We start from the raw sequence: 16090 nt of genomic DNA on the forward strand, positions 1-16090 counted from the left end.
CGGGAGGTAGCGGAGTGCTCTACACAGTCACCGCGGTCGTGCTCGACGGGACGGTCGCCACATCGTGAACATATGTCCGGAGTGGGGCGCGCTGAGCGGCGCGTATGTCCTGGACGCGCTGGACGACGGCGAGCGGGAGGAGTTCGAACGGCACCTGGAGTGGTGCCCGGCGTGCCTGCTCGAGGTCGCCGAATTCCGGATGGTGCTGGTGCGGATGGCGGAATGCCTGGCGTGTCAGCCGGATCCGGTCCTGCGGGCGCGGGTGCTGACCGGGATCGCGGAGTGAGCGGGCGGGCGGGCGGCCGGCTGCTGGGGTGTCGTCCGGATGCGCTGTAGCACCTGTGCGCGCAGGTCCGGGGACGGCGGCCGCTCCCACGCGGCCGCGAGCCGGGCGACGGTCCCGCCCAGCTCGCCGACCTCGCGGCGGCAGGACGGGCACTCGCGGAGGTGGGTTTCGAAGGCCGTGCGTTCCTCGTCCGGCAGCGCGTCGAGCGCATAGGGCGCCGTGAGATCGTGCATTCCGGCCGGACAAGTCACTGTTGAGCTCCCAAATGTTCACGCAATCGGATCAGACCGTCACGCATCCTGGTCTTGATCGTTCCCACCGGTGTGCCGAGGACCTGGGAGACCTCGCGGTAGGTATAGCCGCCATAGTAGGCCAGCACGATGGACTGCCGCTGCAGCTCGGTCAGCTTGTCCAGCGCGGTGCGCACCTGTTGCTCGTCGAGGCGGGCCAGCGCCGTCTCGACGACCTCGTCGACCGGGCGGCGGACGTCGAGCTGTTCGATGCGGTCCTCGCGGTCGGAACAGGCCTGCTCGTGCCGGACCCGATCGATGGCCCGCCGGTGCGCCATCGTCACGGCCCACGCCATCACGTTGCCCTGCTGTTCGCAGAACTTGGGCGCCTTGAGCCAGATCTCCAGCAGGACCTCCTGCATCACCTCCTCGGACCGGGAGCGGTCGCGCAGGATTCTGGTGACGATGCCGAGAACGGGACCCGAGACGATGTCGTAGAGATCGGCGAAGGCCTGCTCGTCACCCACGGCGACGCGTTCGATCAGCGCCTGCAGTGTCGCGTCCGAACCGGCGCCCTCGCCGGTCGAGACGGTACCCGTCGATCCTCGGGCGCGGATGACCAATTCAGTGTCCTTCCAGACCAACGGCCGATGCGTACGACCTCACAGAGAGGGAGTCGTCGCCGAAGCATCGCCGGATTGGTCCCGGACGAGAATTTTTCGCCGGGAAGCGAGAGACCCGCCGCGCTGGGCGTGCCTACCGTGTCACCGCCGCCGGGAAGGATCGGCGGTCGGCGCACGAATCCGGTACCGCGCCGGACGTGTCGGGTCCGGTGGGGCGGGCGCCGGTGTGGAAAGTGCCGGTCAGGAGGGTCGACGTATGGTGCGCGATCCTTTCGCCAGGGGATGACACAGGGGAGTCGGAGCGGCCGCCGCCCCGGATTGGTCGGCGCGGGTGCTATCGAATCGTGATCATCTCGTGCCCCCTTTCACAGGGAGGGCACGGTTGACTCTTGGATTGCCGGCGTTTACTCGAGTTGTGTTGATCGACAGCACACGCGGGCCAGTCCGAGGAGGCCAGGCCGTGGATACTGCACCCACCACCGCCATCACTCGCCGCGAGCTGATCCGGCTCACCGGTATCACAGGGCAATCGGTGAGCAGGCGTGGCGGGCGTTCGATCAACGCGGACGCGGTGGCGAGCCACACGGACCAGGAGACCGGCCACACCGCCTTCGTGGTCGCCGACGGGGTGGGTGATCATCTGCTGGCGGCCCGCGCCGCCCGCACCGCCGCGACGACGGTGGCCCGCGAGGCGGCCGCGCACGGCCCGCAGTCGGGCATCCTGGCGGCGCAGCGGGAGCTGTTGCGCGAGTTCCCCGAACCGAGCGCCGACGCCGTGCTGGTGGTCGCGGTGCTGCCGGGCGACCGGTCGGCGAGCAGCTGCGAGGTCGCCTGGGTCGGCGACTGCCGCGCCTACCGGTGGAACGGCCGGGTGCTGCACCAGATCACCACCGACCACACCGTCGCCGAATACCTGCGCACCCGCGGCGTCGAACCCGCGTCCCGGGCCGACCACATGGTCTACACGACCGTCCGCACCGTCCGTCCCGCCGACATCGGTTCCGCCGTCACCGGCACCAGCACCGGGCGGCTGTTGCTGAGCACCGACGGCGTGCACAAGATGCTGCCCATCGCGGAGGTCAAGGAAATCCTCGCCGCCCATCCCACCCCGGACGCCGCCGCGGAAACTCTGGTGGACACCGCCCTGCGCGCCGGGGGAACGGACAACACCACCGCTCTCGTGATCGACAGCCGCTGAGCCGGGAACCTTGCGGGCCAGGCCCTGTCACCATCCCACGGTGGCGGCGGCGAGGGTGCGGCGCAGCTGCCAGGGCAGATTGGCGAACAGCGCGGCCATGGCGGTCGCGGTGCCGGGAAGGTCGGCGCGGCCGGACAGGTAGGCGCGCTGCCGCCGGGGCGACAGGGCGAAGAAGGCGTCGAAGAAGGGCGGCACGTCGGGCGGGGGCAGGGCGAGCAGGGCGCGCAGCCCGGCCGTGCGCAGGCGATGGACCGCGCGGGCGGCGGGCGGCCAGATCGAGTCGCCCGCGGCCACGGCGTCCGCGGCCGCGAGCGACGCGGCCACGCTGTACCCGGTGGCGGGATGCAGCAGCCCGCCCGCGGCGCCGAACCGGCGGTCGCCGGGCCGCCCGCCCTGGACCGGGAAGCGCACGTGCTCGACCGGTTCGCTGCCGTCGAGTTCGATACCGCGGCAGCGCAATCGGGTCCGCAGCCGTTCGCGCAGTGCGGTCCCGCTCAGCGCGGGACGCCCGGCCAGACAGGTCTCCTCGAGCAGGCAGGTGTCGGGGGCGAGCGGGATCGCGTAGAGGAACGAGGGCGTCTCGTCCGCACCCGCGCCGTGATCGGGCCGCCAATCCATGAACAGCGGCTCGGTCCACCGCTCGCGCGCCACCACCACGCCGTAGGCGGTCTGCTCGGCCCGGGCGGGGGAGCGGCCGACACCGCGGGCATCGACGACCCGCCGCCCGGTCAGCACCTGCCCCGACGCCAGCCGCACCGCCTCCGCGCCGGTGTCGCCGCGCGGCCGCACGATCTCGGCGGCTCGGTCGGCCACCACCCGGGCATCCCCGAGCGACAGCGAATCCTGTAGCGCCCCAACATCGAACACGGCATACGGCCGGTCGATCTCGAACCGCCGTGTGCCCCACGCCACCGGCCGGGGCACGGTGGCCGCGACGGTGTGCGCCGCAACCCACTCCGGCACGTCGTCGGCCCACGCCGCGTAGGTAGCGGTCCACCGCCGGTCCGGCCGGGGATCCACCACTGTCACCGACAGTCCCCGCGCCACGGCGCGATGCGCCAGGGCCCGCCCGGCGGGACCGAGCCCGCAGACGATCAGATCCGCGGTCACGACTCCGGCACGCCCGCGACAGCCGGGAAACCGCCGAAACGGGCCGTCCCGCGGCGCGATCCGCGCATCGGGCCGATCAGAGCCCGCCGGTCGCCAGCAGGCCGCCGTCCACCCGCACGACCTCGCCGGTGATCCAGCTCGCCTGATCGGACACCAGGAACCCGATCAGCGCCGCCACGTCCTCGGGTGTGCCGAGCCGCTTCATCGGATAGGGCCGCGCGGCGGCTTCCTCGTCGGCCGAATACAGCGCGTCGGCGAACTTCGTCTTCACCACGCCGGGAGCCACCGCGTTCACCCGGATATTCGGCCCGAGCTGCCACGCCAGCTCCTCGGTGAGCCGGATCAGCGCCGCCTTGGACGCCCCGTAGGCGGCGATCACGCCACTGGACCGCAGCCCCGCGACGCTGGCGACATTCACCACCGCGCCGCCGTTGTCCCGCATCCAGGCCCGGTACGCCTCCTGCACATAGCCCAGCGCCGCAACGACATTCACGTCGAAGATCTTGCGCACCGCGTCGAGGTCGGCGTCCATCAGCGACCCGTACACGGGGTTGATGCCGGTGTTGTTGATCAGGATGTCCAGCGATCCGAACTCGGCCACCACACCGGCCACCGCCTGGGCCCGCGCCGCGGCGTCACCGGAATTGCCCGCCAGCGCCACCACCGTGCCCGGATGGCCCAGCGCCCGCAGGTCCGCGGCGGTCTCGGCCAGCGGTTCGGCCTTGCGCGCGGTGATCAGCACGTTCGCGCCGCGGGCCAGCAGCTCGGCGGCGACCGCCTTGCCGATACCCCGGCTCGCCCCCGTGACCAGCGCCCCCTTGCCCTTCAGATCGCTCATGAATCGCACGTTACCCGGTAGGGGGTGGTGCACGTTACGGCAACCGATCCTTCGCATGGGTAAAATCGGTGGTTCTTGTGTGCCATCGGAATGCACACTCGAGCTATTGCCCCCAGAAACCCGCCCAACCTGCCGAGGAGAAATTTGTGATCACCGCGACCGACCTGGAGGTCCGGGCCGGAATCCGCACCCTGCTGACCGCGTCGGGCTCGGCGCTGCGGGTGCAGTCCGGCGACCGGATCGGGCTGGTCGGGCGCAACGGTGCGGGTAAGACCACCACCTTGCGCATCCTGGCCGGCGAGGCCGAACCGTACGCGGGCAAGGTGATCCGGTCCGGCGAGATCGGCTACCTGCCGCAGGATCCGCGCGAGGGCGATCTCGACGTGCTCGCCCGCGACCGGGTGCTGTCCGCGCGCGGGCTCGACTCCCTCATTCGCCAGATGGAGAAGCAGCAGGCGCTGATGGCGGAGGTCGTCGACGACGCCGAACGCGAGAAGGCGGTGCGCAAGTACGGCCGTCTGGAGGAGCGGTTCTCGGCGCTGGGCGGTTATGTCGCCGAGAGCGAGGCCGCCCGCATCTGCAACAGCCTCGGCCTGCCCGACCGGGTGCTCGGCCAGTCGCTGCGCACGCTGTCCGGCGGCCAGCGCCGCCGTATCGAGCTGGCGCGCATCCTGTTCTCGGCGTCCGACGGCAGCGGCGGCAAGTCCGACACCACGCTGCTGCTCGACGAGCCGACCAACCACCTCGACGCCGACTCCATCACCTGGCTGCGCGGTTTCCTGCAGGGCCACGACGGCGGCCTCATCGTCATCAGCCACGACGTGGAACTGCTCGAGGCCGTGGTGAACAAGGTGTGGTTCCTCGACGCCGTGCGCGGCGAGGCCGACATCTACAACATGGGCTGGAAGAAGTACCTCGACGCCCGCGCCACCGACGAGCAGCGCCGCCGTCGCGAGCGGGCCAACGCCGAGAAGAAGGCGTCCGCGCTCAAGGCCCAGGCCGCCAAGCTCGGCGCCAAGGCCACCAAAGCCGTTGCGGCACAGAACATGGTCAAGCGGGCCGAGCGGATGCTGGCGGAGGTGGACGAGGTGCGGGTGGCCGACAAGGTGGCGCGCATCAAGTTCCCGGAGCCCGCCGCCTGCGGCAAGACCCCGTTGATGGCCGAGAATCTGACCAAGATGTACGGCTCGCTGGAGATCTTCACCGGCGTCGACCTCGCCATCGACCGCGGCAGCCGGGTGGTGGTGCTGGGCCTCAACGGCGCGGGCAAGACGACGCTGCTGCGCCTGCTCGCCGGGGTCGAGCAGCCCAGCGCGGGCGGCCTGGTGCCCGGCCACGGCCTGAAGATCGGCTACTTCGCGCAGGAGCACGACACCCTGGACGACCGAGCATCGGTGTGGGAGAACATCCGCCACGCCGCCCCCGACGCGGGCGAACAGGACCTGCGCGGCCTGCTGGGCGCGTTCATGTTCTCCGGCCCGCAACTGGAACAGCCCGCCGGCACCCTGTCCGGCGGCGAGAAAACCCGCCTCGCACTCGCGGGCCTGGTCTCCTCGGCGGCAAACGTCCTCCTGCTCGACGAGCCCACCAACAACCTGGACCCCATCTCCCGCGAGCAAGTCCTCGACGCCCTACGCAGCTACGCCGGCGCCGTAGTCCTGGTAACACACGACCCAGGCGCCGCCGAAGCCCTGAACCCCGAACGAGTGATCATGCTCCCCGACGGCACCGAAGACCATTGGTCCCAGGAGTACCTGGACCTGATCCAACTAGCCTGAACCGCCCGCCAGGGCGGACGGTTCAGGCAATGAGGTGCTGACCGCGGTCCCATTCTGTCTGATCCGCGTTCCCCTCCTGTGTGGGCTGCGGTCCAGTCCTGTGTGGGCTGCGGTCGAGTCCTGCCTGAGCCGCGGTCCCGCTCTGCCTGAACCGCAGTCTCACTCTTGCTCGAACCGCGCTGCCGCACCCCATTGCCTGAACCGTCCGCGCAGCGGGCGGTTCAGGCCAGTCGCAGCCTCAATTGTCCTGTGCCAGATGCTGTTTGGCTTGCTCGTAGCCGCCTTCCAGCTGCTCGCCGGGGCCGTAGACCTGGTGTACTACGCCGGTTTTGAACGGGGTGGCGGTCAGGAGGGTGAGGGGGAGGGGGGTGTCGGCCTCGTCGAACAGGCGCATGCCCTTGCGGACGGCGATGGGGTGGACCAGCAGATGCAGTTCGTCGATCAATCCGGCGCTCAGGAGTTGACGGACGACCGAGACCGATCCGCTGATGCCGATGTCGCCGCCGGGCTCCTGCTTGAGGGCCGTGACCGCTTCGATCAGATCGCCTTTCAGCACCTCGGAGTTGCGCCAGGTGAAGGTGAGGTCCTGCCCGGTGACCACGATCTTGCGGGCGTCGCCGAGCTTGCGGGCGAATTCGGCGTCCTCCGCGCCGCCGGCCTCCCGGTCCGGCCAGGCGCCCGCGAAGCTGTCGTAGGTCTTGCGGCCGAGCAGCAGCGTGTCGGCGTTGCCGAGTTGCGCATCGACGGCCGCGCCCATCTCGTCGTTGTAGTAGGGGAAATGCCAGTCCTGCGGATCCTCGATGACGCCGTCGAGGGCGATGAACAGGCCGGCGGTGATCTTGCGCATGGGGTGCTCCTGGGTACTCGTACTGCACTCGTTGTCGAACCTGAAGACGGCGCCGGCGGTGGAAAATCGTCGCTCGGACCGGACTGTAGCCGAAATCGGTGAGCTAAATCACAAAGAGGCGTTGATCACCGACTGCCGAATGTTTAGCCTGGAGTGAGGCTGCAGGGCGACCGGAGGAAGCCATGAGTGACAGGCCCGCACAAGGGAAGTCCACGTTGGGTAAGGGCACGCGCGTCACCGGAAAGTCGCGAGACCGCTTGCAAACCCAGCTCAAGAAGCAATACGAGGCGGGAGCGAGCATTCGTTCACTGGCCCGGGAGACCGGCCGTTCATACGGGTTCATCCACAACGTCCTGGTGGAGTCGCATGTGCAACTCCGCAGCCGGGGCGGGGCGAACCGGCGTAAGGCGGTCGGTAAGTAGACACCCCGAACTCGTTGGGTAGCTTGTTGTCTCGTGGACACGGTGCACGAGGCGGTAGCGCGCGAGGTCGAGGCGTTGCACGCGGATCTGAGTTGCTGGCTGGGCGGTGAGGCGGCGTCGGAAGTGTTCGACCGCTTCGCCGCTCAGCAGCACCCCGACCTGTCCGTGGTGACCGTGTCCGGCACGGTGATCGCGCGTACGGCGCTGCTCGAGGGCCTCGCCGCGGCGCGAAATACCGCACCGGGCTTGGTGATCGAGGTGACCGATATCGAACCACTCGTCACCACAGGCGATTACGTGCTGACCCGGTTCCGCGAGCGGCACCGTCGCGCCGGCGCGGCCGATGACCGCGTCACCACCGCGATGCTGCAACGAGATCCGCACGCTCGCAACGGCTTGCGGTGGCGCGCCGTGCACGAGACCGCCTGCGACCGGTGAGTGCCGCGGCGCGGTAGCTCAGGCCCGGTGCGCGGTGCGCTCGGCCCACCACCGCGGCGCGTCGACGAAGTGGTTGTCGTACTCGTCCTGCACCGCCGCCAGGTCGGCGAGGGTCGCTTCGCCGTGCGCGACCCGCTCGAGCACCCGGAAGTACTCGAACCGCTGCACGCCCGGGGTGAGCGCGATCAGAATCCGCGCGGTGCTGCCCGGCGCGGCACCGAACGCGTGCGGCATGAACCGCGGCACGACGAGTGAGCCGCCCGCCGCGACGGTGACGATCTCCTCGCCCGCCAGCACCTGCAATTCCCCGTCGGCCACATAGAACAACTCTTCGGAGCGCGTGTGAAAGTGCGGCCCCGCCCCGTCGGCGCCGGTCGCCAGCGTGACCTCGAGGCTGCTCAGGCTGCCGCCCGTCTCGTTCGCGTCGATGAGCAGCCGCATGGTGACCGTGTCGGTGCGGTGCACCTCCGCATCCTGCGGGTGGCGGATCGCGGCGGGGATCTGGGGCGTCGTGATGCTCATGGCCGGATTCCATATCGTTCGGTGATTAATAGTTCGGTGCCAAACTATATCGCAGCGAATAGAATGCTGTCCATGGCGAAGCGGAACGCGGACGCGGTCGACGGGATCGTGGCGCAGTGGCAGCGGGAACGGCCGGACCTGGAGGTCGAGGCGATGGCCATCGTGGGCAGGCTGGGCCGCCTGCAACTGGTGGCGCAGCGGGCGATCGAGGCGGTGTTCGCCGAGCACGGCCTGCAGCGCGGCGAGTTCGATGTGCTTGCGGCCCTGCGGCGTTCGGGCGAACCTTTCGAATTGAACCCCTCGGTACTCGCCGACACCATGATGCTCTCGCGCGCGGGCATGACCGGACGGCTGGATCGGCTGGAGTCGGCGGGCCTGGTCCGCCGCGTCGCCGACGCCGGGGACCGCCGCGCGGTCCGGGTCGCGCTGACCGCGGCGGGTCGGGCCCTGGTCGACAAGGTCGTCACCGCGCACACCGAGAACGAAACCCGTTTGCTGTCGGTACTTTCGGCGAAGGACCGCCGCGACCTCGACCGCATCCTGCGCGTGCTGCTGGGCAGCTTCGAGGACCGGGCCCGGTAGGCGCTCCCGTCCCAGGGCCGGAATGGCCGGGGCGCGGCCGGTGTTGCCTCCGGAGTTCGGAGTCGTATCGTTCGAATCGGAAGGAATGTGCTCTATGACACAGGGATCGGTCGAAGACCCCTCGCTCTACCTCGACGACTTGTTTACCGAGTTCCGCGCGGGATCGCTGCGGCTGCGCAATCGGTTCGCGATGGCCCCGATGACCAGAGGGAAGTCGCCGGGCGGCGTCCCGAACGCGGAGAACGTCGAGTACTACCGACGCCATGCCGCCGGCGGGGTGGGTCTGATCGTCACCGAGGGCACCTACGTCCGGGGCCCGGCGGCCGGTCCGATCGCGGAGGTGCCGCGGTTCTACGGCGAGGACAGTGCCGCCGGTTGGCGGGCGGTGGTCGAGGCGGTCCACGCCGAAGGCGCCGCCATCGTCCCGCAGCTCTGGCACACCGGTGTGGAACGGGGCGACGACCCCGCCTTCGAACCCGAGACCCCGACCGTGAGCCCGTCCGGCGTGGACTACACCGGCCGGCCGGTGGGCCGGGCATTGACCACCGCTCAGCTGGACACGGTGGTCGAGTCGTACGTGGAGTCCGCGGTCCTGGCGAAGCGCCTGGGCTTCGACGGCATCGAACTGCACGGCGCACACGGGTACCTGCTCGACCAATTCTTCTGGGCCGCAACCAATCACCGTGACGACGAGTACGGCGGGTCGCTGCCTCGTCGCGCGGCGTTCCCGGCTCGCGTGGTAGCCGCCGTGCGGGCGGCCGTCGGCCCCGATTTCCCGATCGCCTACCGGTTTTCGCAGTGGAAGGGCGCGGACTACAGCGCCAGGATCGCCGAGAGTCCCACTGAACTCGAACAGCTGCTGACCCCGCTGGCCGAGGCGGGCGTCGACCTCTTCCACACCTCGCTGCGGCGGCACTGGGCCGACGAATTCACCGCGCACGCAGCCGATCTGAGCCTGGCCGGCTGGACGAAGAAGATCACCGGGCTGCCGGTGATCACCGTGGGTTCGGTCGGGGTGGACAGCGTCTTTCGCGGCGACCGCATCGACGAGACCCAGGCCGACCGCTTCCGCGTGCTGCGAGACCAGTTCGGCCGCGGCGAATTCGACATCGTGGCGGTCGGCCGCGCGCTGCTGGCCGATCCGGACTGGGTGCACAAGGTGCGGGACGGACGACTCGCGGAGATCACGCCCTTCCGGTAGCGGTCAGTACCCGGCCACCGCCGCGTCACCGTGCACGAGGTAGTTGGCGAGGCTCTCGAAGATGGGCAGGCCGGTCTTGATCTCCAGATACGCGAACTGGCCCTGCGGATTCACCTCCAGGAAGTAGTACTCGCCGTCGGTGCCGAGCCGGATGTCGAGCACGCCGAACGTCAGCCCGAGCGCGCCCATCAGCGTGGCGAGTGACTTGCTCACCGCCGCGGGCAGCCGGGCGGGCGTGAAGTCCACCGAGGTGTCCAGGCGCGAATCCACCCGTCCCACACCGGATTGCGAGTCGATGCGCACCGCCCACTCGATGCCGTCGATCCACACCACCCGCAGATCGCAGTCGGCGTCGATGTAGTCCTGGAATGTCGTCGGCGCGGAGCGGATGCCGCCGAGCAGATCCAGGTCCGCCGGTGCGACCAGGCGGGTCTCGGCGAATTCGGTGCGGCCGGTGCCGGTGCGCTTGTACACGACCGGCCCCGGCCGCGATCCGACGAAGCTGCGGGCCTCGTCCGGGTCGTTGGTGATCAGCGTCTCGGGGATGGCGAAACCGCTCCGTCGCGCGGTCTCCAACTGCACGATCTTGCGGGTGGCGGTGCGGTCGGCGCCGGGATCGTTGACCCAGACCGCGGGGATCGACCACAGCAGACCCTGCAGGAAGCCGTCGCACTCGGCCTGCCGGAAGTCGTTGTCGGCGGCGCGCACCCCGCCGGGCACGGCGCACGGGTGCGGCCGCCGCCACCACACCGCGGTGACGTCGTCGAGGCCGACCACATGTGACAGCGAGCGCGCCGTGCCCGCGCGGTCGAGCCGGAAACTGCCACCGACCCTGGGGAATTCGCGCATATCCAGGCGGATCGGCGTGTGCTGGTGGTGTTTTCGCAGCGTGGCCGTCATGGCGTCGGCATGCAGATCATCGGTCTCGGTGACGATCAGGACCGAACCTGCCGGGCGTGCGGCCATCGGGCGCCTCAGTCGAGACTGTCGCAGGCGGTGCCGTCGTCGCTGCGCGCGGAGGTGCGGGTCTGGCAGAAGGTGAAGGTGGCGCCGCCGATGCCCGGGGTGGCGGGCAGCCGCAAGGTGCGGGCCCAGTCCTCGGTCAGGCGGCGTAGCGCGTCGTCACCGAGCGCGGGAGAGTGCTGCCGCGCCAACGTCATCGGGCGGTCGGTCAGCTCGATGCGCCGCCGCTGGGTGAAATCGGCCATGGCGCCCGGCCGGATCCGGAGCCGCACGGGGCGCCCCGGCCGCTGCCGGCCCGGCACTTCGGAATGGCTCCTGTCGCCGCCGGGCTCGTCGATACTCAGGACATCCGCCCGGTCGAAGGTCCACGTGCCCTCGCCGACGCGAACGCTGAGGGTGTGCTCCGACTCTGCCATCAGGTAGCCGGACAGCGGCGGAACGATCTCCCGCTGCTCCGGCGCCGAATCGGCGGCAGGGGTGAACGGGTGCAGAGTTTCAGGCATCAGGGCTGGTCTCCGATCTGCTCGCGGTTTGCCACGGAAGCCGAGCGTGATCTGGATCATAGCTCCACCGTCGGGCCGTTCGGTTCACAACGGAAGATTTCAAGTGCACCTGCGAAAAGGGTCACCGCAATGTAAAACCCTATCGCCGAAAGATTTTCAGTTGACCGCTCAACGACCCGTCCGCGCGATCACCCCGCTAGAGACCGAGCACCTCGCCGTAGTCGACGAGTTCCAGGAAGCGCTCCGTCGGATTCGGCACGAGTTTGCGCGCGGTGAGGTCCATCAGTCCGAGCACCACATCGAACTCGGCCGAGACGGTGCCGTCGAGCTTGACGATCCGCTGCCGCATCCGGAAGACCTTGCCCTCGCCCCACTCGGTCTCGCACGTCACGGTCACCTCGTCGCCGAGATGCAGTTCGCGCAGGTGCTTGACCGTCGATTCCAGCACCACCGGCCCGAGCCCGGAGAGCCGGATCTTGTCCGGCACGAGCCCCGCCGCACGCATCACCTCCCAGCGCGCGTGCTCGGCGTACTGGTGGTAGACGGCCTGATTCAGGTGGCCGTTCACATCGAGTTCGTAGCCGCGGACGGTGACGGGCACGGAAAAGGTCATACCTCGGCGAACTCCTGGCTCGTGCCCGGTTATTTCCGGACCGGTCGTGGTCTGTGTCACGGTAGACGGAAGGTGTTGCGGCACTTTGTTTCCGCTCACTGCTTGCGGCGGACCGACGCCTCCACCAGATCCAGCACGGCCGAGAGGTTGTCGTTGGCGTGGCCGGAGGCGATGCGGGCGATGAGCCCGTCCAGCACCAGATCGAGGTAGCCCAGCAGGACATCGGTGGGCACGTCGTCGCGCAGGGCCCCGGCGGCCTTGCGGCGCTCCAGGCGGGCGATGGTCGCGGCGGTCAACTCCTCCGAGCGCTGCTCCCAGTTCGCGCGGAACTCGGGGTCGGTGCGTAGCCGCCGCGCGATCTCCAGCCGGGTGCCGAGCCAGTCGAAATCCTCGGGGCGCGCGAGCATGTCGCGCATCACCTGCACCAGGCCCTGGGTGGCCGCCACCTCCGCCATACGGGCCGCGTCCTCGTGCGCCAGCGCCAGGAACAGCGCGTCCTTGTCCCGGAAGTGATGGAAGATCGCCCCCCGGGACAGTCCGATGGCGTCCTCGAGCCGGCGCACCGTCGCGCCCTCGTAGCCGAACTCGGCGAAACAGCTCCGCGCCCCGTCCAGTATCTGGCTGCGCCGCGCGGCGAGATGGTCGTCACTGACCTTGGGCATGGACTCCTCCATCGGGATGCACGGACCCCCGCGCCGAAAGACATCGGCGCGGGGGTACCACAGTACGAGCAAGCCACCGATCGTTCGCACTCTCGCGAACACGCGACGCCGGAGGCGGCGCCGATATCTCAGCCGATCATGTTGCGCAGCACGTATTGCAGGATGCCGCCGTTGCGGTAGTAGTCGGCCTCGCCGGGGGTGTCGATGCGGACCTTGGCGTCGAAGGTGATCTTGTCTCCGTTCTCCTTGGTGGCGGTCACCTTCAGGGTCTTCGGAGTCACGCCCTCGTTCAGCTGGGTGATCCCCTCGATGTCGAAGGTCTCGGTGCCGTCCAGCTTCAGCGACGCCGCCGACTCGCCCTCGGGGAACTGCAGCGGGATGACGCCCATGCCGATGAGGTTGGAGCGGTGGATGCGCTCGAACGACTCGGTGATGACCGCCTTCACGCCCAGCAGGCTGGTGCCCTTGGCCGCCCAGTCGCGCGAGGAACCCGAGCCGTACTCCTTGCCGCCCAGCACGACCAGCGGGATGCCCGCGGCCTGGTAGTTCTGCGAGGCGTCGTAGATGAAGGCCTGCGGGCCGCCGTCCTGGGTGAAGTCGCGGGTGTAGCCGCCCGAGACGTCGTCCAGCAGCTGGTTGCGCAGCCGGATGTTGGCGAACGTGCCGCGGATCATGACCTCGTGGTTGCCGCGCCGCGAGCCGTAGGAGTTGTAGTCCTTGCGCTCGACGCCGTGCGACTCGAGGTACTGCGCGGCCGGGGTGCCCGGCTTGATGTTGCCCGCGGGGGAGATGTGGTCGGTGGTGACCGAATCACCCAGCAGCGCAAGCACTCGCGCGCCCTTGATGTCCCGCACCGGCTCCGGGGTCTGCGGCATCCCGTCGAAGTACGGGGGCTTGCGGACGTAGGTCGAGTCCTCCGCCCAGTCGAAGGTCTTGCCCTCCGGGGTGGGCAGCGAACGCCACCGCTCGTCGCCCTTGAAGACGTCCTTGTAGTCCTCGAGGAACATGTCGCGGGAGATGACCGCGTCGATGGTGTCCTGGATTTCCTTGGGCGCGGGCCAGATGTCCTTCAGGAAGACGTCGTTGCCGTCGGAGTCCTGGCCCAGCGCGTCGTGCTCGAAGTCGAAGTCCATCGTGCCCGCGAGCGCGTAGGCGATGACCAACGGCGGCGAGGCCAGGTAGTTCATCTTCACGTCGGGGGAGATGCGGCCCTCGAAGTTGCGGTTGCCCGAGAGCACCGCGGTGACGGTCAGGTCGTTGTCGTTGACCGCCTTGGAGATCTCCTCCGGCAGCGGTCCGGTGTTGCCGATGCAGGTGGCGCAGCCGAACGCGACCAGGTTGAAGCCCAGCTTCTCCAGGTACGGCCACAGCCCCGACTTCTCGTAGTAGCCGTTGACGACCTGCGAGCCCGGCGCCATCGAGGTCTTCACCCACGGCTTGCGGGACAGGCCCTTGTCCACGGCGTTGCGGGCGAGCAGCGCCGCGCCGATCATGACCGACGGGTTGGAGGTGTTGGTGCAGGACGTGATCGAGGCGACCACCACCGCGCCGTGATCGAGCACGAAGTCGCCGTACTCCTCGGTGGAGACCTTGACCGGCTTCGACGGACGGCCCTCGGCCCCGTTGGCGGCCGAGCTCAGCGGCACCGAGCCGTCGTCGGCGAACGACAGCACGGCCGGGTCACTGGCCGGGAAGGACTCCTCGACGGCCTCGTCCAGCTTGCTGTGCGGGGTGTGGGCGGCCGGACCCGATTCGGCGTCCGAGGTGTAGTTGTGGATGTCCTTGCGGAACGCGGTCTTGCTCTCCGACAGCAGGATTCGGTCCTGCGGGCGCTTCGGACCGGCGATGGAGGGCACCACGGTGCTCAGGTCCAGCTCCAGGTACTCCGAGTAGGCGGGCTCCTGGTCGGCGTCGTGCCACAGGCCCTGTTCCTTGGCGTAGGCCTCGACCAGCGCGACCTGCTCGTCGCTGCGGCCGGTCAGCTTCAGGTACTCGATGGTGACGTCGTCGATCGGGAAAATCGCCGCGGTGGAACCGAATTCGGGGCTCATGTTGCCCAGCGTGGCGCGGTTGGCCAGCGGCACCTCGGCGACGCCCTTGCCGTAGAACTCGACGAACTTGCCGACCACGCCGTGCTTGCGCAGCATGTCGGTGACCGTCAGCACCACGTCGGTGGCGGTGACGCCCGGGTGGATCTCACCGGTCAGCTTGAAGCCGACCACGCGCGGGATCAGCATCGAGACGGGCTGGCCCAGCATGGCCGCCTCGGCCTCGATACCGCCGACGCCCCAGCCCAATACGCCCAGGCCGTTGACCATGGTGGTGTGCGAGTCGGTGCCGACGCAGGTGTCGGGGTAGGCCTGCCCGTTGCGAACCATCACGACGCGGGCCAGGTGCTCGATGTTGACCTGGTGCACGATGCCGGTGCTCGGCGGGACGACCTTGAAGTCGTCGAACGCGGTCTGGCCCCAGCGCAGGAACTGGTAACGCTCGCCGTTGCGCTGGTACTCGATGTCGACGTTGCGCTCGAAGGCGTCCGCGCGGCCGAACACGTCGATGATGACGGAGTGGTCGATGACCATCTCGGCCGGCGCGAGCGGGTTCACCTTGTTCGGGTCGCCGCCGAGGGTGGCGACGGCCTCGCGCATGGTGGCCAGGTCGACGATGCAGGGCACGCCGGTGAAGTCCTGCATGATGACACGCGCGGGGGTGAACTGGATTTCGGTGTCCGGCTCGGCCGAGGGATCCCACTTCGCGATGGCGCGGATGTGGTCGGCGGTGATGTTGGCGCCGTCCTCGGTGCGAAGCAGGTTCTCCGCCAGCACCTTCAGGGCGTAGGGCAGCTTCTCGGTGCCGGGCACGGCCGAGAGGCGGAAGATCTCATACGACTGATCTCCTACCTCGAGGGTGCCCTTGGCGCCGAATGTATTGATGCTCGTCATACGTTCAGCTCCACTCGTCGTGTCTGATGGGGCCTCGGGGGCCCTACGTGGTTACGCAAGCTTCCTCCGCCGGGTCCTACCCAGAGGCCCCGCGGGGGGTCGGCCGTCGGCGGGGCTGTGCCGGCGACCCGGTCGAGGGCGCAGTCTGGGCTGTGCGCCTCGTACTGACAACCCTAACAGTACGCTTGTCCTGTGAAACGCGGGGGGCGCGTCACGCGCGCCGTGCCAGCAACCATCATCCTCCTGTCGCGTACTGTGCTCACGAGTCCGCCGGAGGTAGTCGGTTCCGGCGACCGCCGTCAGCATGCTGATCGTCTGCAGAGTGTTGGATG

Annotated in this window: 18 protein-coding genes; 7 read left to right on the forward strand and 11 right to left on the reverse strand. The window is 69.2% G+C overall.

Annotated elements, in window-relative coordinates; all coding sequences use genetic code 11:
• Positions 1 to 64 precede the first annotated feature (64 nt).
• Positions 65 to 286 carry a zf-HC2 domain-containing protein gene (locus ACFMRZ_RS04035; RefSeq protein WP_400177963.1) on the forward strand — a complete coding sequence of 74 codons (222 nt, stop codon included), beginning with the start codon at positions 65 to 67 and terminating at the stop codon, positions 284 to 286.
• Here ACFMRZ_RS04035 and ACFMRZ_RS04040 read toward each other — a convergent pair.
• Both ACFMRZ_RS04040 and sigK read right to left on the reverse strand, forming a co-directional pair.
• Positions 235 to 537: a zf-HC2 domain-containing protein gene (locus ACFMRZ_RS04040; RefSeq protein ID WP_400177964.1), complete on the reverse strand. Its 303-nt coding sequence runs from the start codon at positions 535 to 537 to the stop codon at positions 235 to 237. The genes ACFMRZ_RS04035 and ACFMRZ_RS04040 overlap by 52 nt on opposite strands.
• Positions 534 to 1160 carry an ECF RNA polymerase sigma factor SigK gene (sigK, locus tag ACFMRZ_RS04045; RefSeq protein WP_280360916.1) on the reverse strand — a complete coding sequence of 209 codons (627 nt, stop codon included), beginning with the start codon at positions 1158 to 1160 and terminating at the stop codon, positions 534 to 536. Before sigK ends, ACFMRZ_RS04040 begins: the two co-directional genes overlap by 4 nt.
• 439 nt (positions 1161 to 1599) lie before the next feature.
• Here sigK and ACFMRZ_RS04050 point away from each other — a divergent pair, with 439 nt between their 5' ends.
• The gene (locus tag ACFMRZ_RS04050; protein ID WP_280273023.1) at positions 1600 to 2337 is read left to right on the forward strand and encodes a PP2C family protein-serine/threonine phosphatase; all 738 of its coding nucleotides are present in this window, start codon (positions 1600 to 1602) and stop codon (positions 2335 to 2337) included.
• A 27-nt stretch (positions 2338 to 2364) separates the two neighbouring features.
• Here the strand turns inward: ACFMRZ_RS04050 and ACFMRZ_RS04055 are convergent, their stop codons facing one another.
• The gene (locus ACFMRZ_RS04055) at positions 2365 to 3447 is read right to left on the reverse strand and encodes a lycopene cyclase family protein (RefSeq protein WP_400177965.1); all 1083 of its coding nucleotides are present in this window, start codon (positions 3445 to 3447) and stop codon (positions 2365 to 2367) included.
• A 76-nt stretch (positions 3448 to 3523) separates the two neighbouring features.
• Positions 3524 to 4285, reverse strand: coding sequence for an SDR family oxidoreductase (locus tag ACFMRZ_RS04060; protein ID WP_280273025.1), 762 nt, complete (start codon positions 4283 to 4285; stop codon positions 3524 to 3526).
• Positions 4286 to 4431: 146 nt separating this feature from the next.
• Between ACFMRZ_RS04060 and ACFMRZ_RS04065 the strand changes: the two genes are divergently transcribed.
• Entirely contained in the window at positions 4432 to 6063 is a 1632-nt protein-coding gene (locus ACFMRZ_RS04065) for an ABC-F family ATP-binding cassette domain-containing protein (protein ID WP_280360921.1), read from the forward strand.
• Positions 6064 to 6301: 238 nt separating this feature from the next.
• On the opposite strand, the gene ACFMRZ_RS04070 is transcribed toward ACFMRZ_RS04065, so the two are convergent.
• On the reverse strand, positions 6302 to 6910 hold the full coding sequence (locus ACFMRZ_RS04070) for a dihydrofolate reductase family protein (protein WP_280273027.1): 609 nt from the start codon (positions 6908 to 6910) through the stop codon (positions 6302 to 6304).
• A 182-nt stretch (positions 6911 to 7092) separates the two neighbouring features.
• On the opposite strand from ACFMRZ_RS04070, the gene ACFMRZ_RS04075 reads away from it, so the two are divergent.
• Both ACFMRZ_RS04075 and ACFMRZ_RS04080 read left to right on the forward strand, forming a co-directional pair.
• Positions 7093 to 7332 carry a helix-turn-helix domain-containing protein gene (locus ACFMRZ_RS04075; RefSeq protein WP_280273028.1) on the forward strand — a complete coding sequence of 80 codons (240 nt, stop codon included), beginning with the start codon at positions 7093 to 7095 and terminating at the stop codon, positions 7330 to 7332.
• 33 nt (positions 7333 to 7365) lie between these two features.
• Positions 7366 to 7770: a DUF4440 domain-containing protein gene (locus tag ACFMRZ_RS04080; RefSeq protein WP_400177966.1), complete on the forward strand. Its 405-nt coding sequence runs from the start codon at positions 7366 to 7368 to the stop codon at positions 7768 to 7770.
• Between the two features lie 18 nt (positions 7771 to 7788).
• Here the strand turns inward: ACFMRZ_RS04080 and ACFMRZ_RS04085 are convergent, their stop codons facing one another.
• Positions 7789 to 8292, reverse strand: coding sequence for a cupin domain-containing protein (locus tag ACFMRZ_RS04085; protein ID WP_280273030.1), 504 nt, complete (start codon positions 8290 to 8292; stop codon positions 7789 to 7791).
• A gap of 72 nt (positions 8293 to 8364) precedes the next feature.
• Here ACFMRZ_RS04085 and ACFMRZ_RS04090 point away from each other — a divergent pair, with 72 nt between their 5' ends.
• Positions 8365 to 8874, forward strand: a complete 510-nt coding sequence (locus tag ACFMRZ_RS04090; RefSeq protein WP_280273031.1) for a MarR family transcriptional regulator — start codon at positions 8365 to 8367, stop codon at positions 8872 to 8874.
• Positions 8875 to 8968: 94 nt separating this feature from the next.
• Positions 8969 to 10075, forward strand: coding sequence for an NADH:flavin oxidoreductase (locus ACFMRZ_RS04095; protein WP_400177967.1), 1107 nt, complete (start codon positions 8969 to 8971; stop codon positions 10073 to 10075).
• Positions 10076 to 10078: 3 nt separating this feature from the next.
• On the opposite strand, the gene ACFMRZ_RS04100 is transcribed toward ACFMRZ_RS04095, so the two are convergent.
• The 5 genes from ACFMRZ_RS04100 to ACFMRZ_RS04120 form a co-directional block, all read right to left on the reverse strand.
• Positions 10079 to 11041: a hypothetical protein gene (locus ACFMRZ_RS04100; RefSeq protein ID WP_400177968.1), complete on the reverse strand. Its 963-nt coding sequence runs from the start codon at positions 11039 to 11041 to the stop codon at positions 10079 to 10081.
• A gap of 8 nt (positions 11042 to 11049) precedes the next feature.
• On the reverse strand, positions 11050 to 11541 hold the full coding sequence (locus ACFMRZ_RS04105; RefSeq protein ID WP_400177969.1) for a hypothetical protein: 492 nt from the start codon (positions 11539 to 11541) through the stop codon (positions 11050 to 11052).
• Between the two features lie 196 nt (positions 11542 to 11737).
• On the reverse strand, positions 11738 to 12154 hold the full coding sequence (locus ACFMRZ_RS04110) for an acyl-CoA thioesterase (RefSeq protein WP_280273035.1): 417 nt from the start codon (positions 12152 to 12154) through the stop codon (positions 11738 to 11740).
• A gap of 95 nt (positions 12155 to 12249) precedes the next feature.
• Positions 12250 to 12816 (reverse strand): TetR/AcrR family transcriptional regulator, encoded by a 567-nt coding sequence (locus tag ACFMRZ_RS04115; protein WP_187682994.1) that lies wholly within the window; start codon positions 12814 to 12816, stop codon positions 12250 to 12252.
• A gap of 128 nt (positions 12817 to 12944) precedes the next feature.
• Complete coding sequence (locus ACFMRZ_RS04120; RefSeq protein ID WP_400177970.1) at positions 12945 to 15758, reverse strand: aconitate hydratase; 2814 nt, start codon at positions 15756 to 15758, stop codon at positions 12945 to 12947.
• Between the last annotated feature and the right edge of the window lie 332 nt (positions 15759 to 16090).

It is taken from the genome of Nocardia sp. N2S4-5, from assembly GCF_044628355.1.
Lineage (GTDB): Bacteria > Actinomycetota > Actinomycetes > Mycobacteriales > Mycobacteriaceae > Nocardia > Nocardia wallacei_B.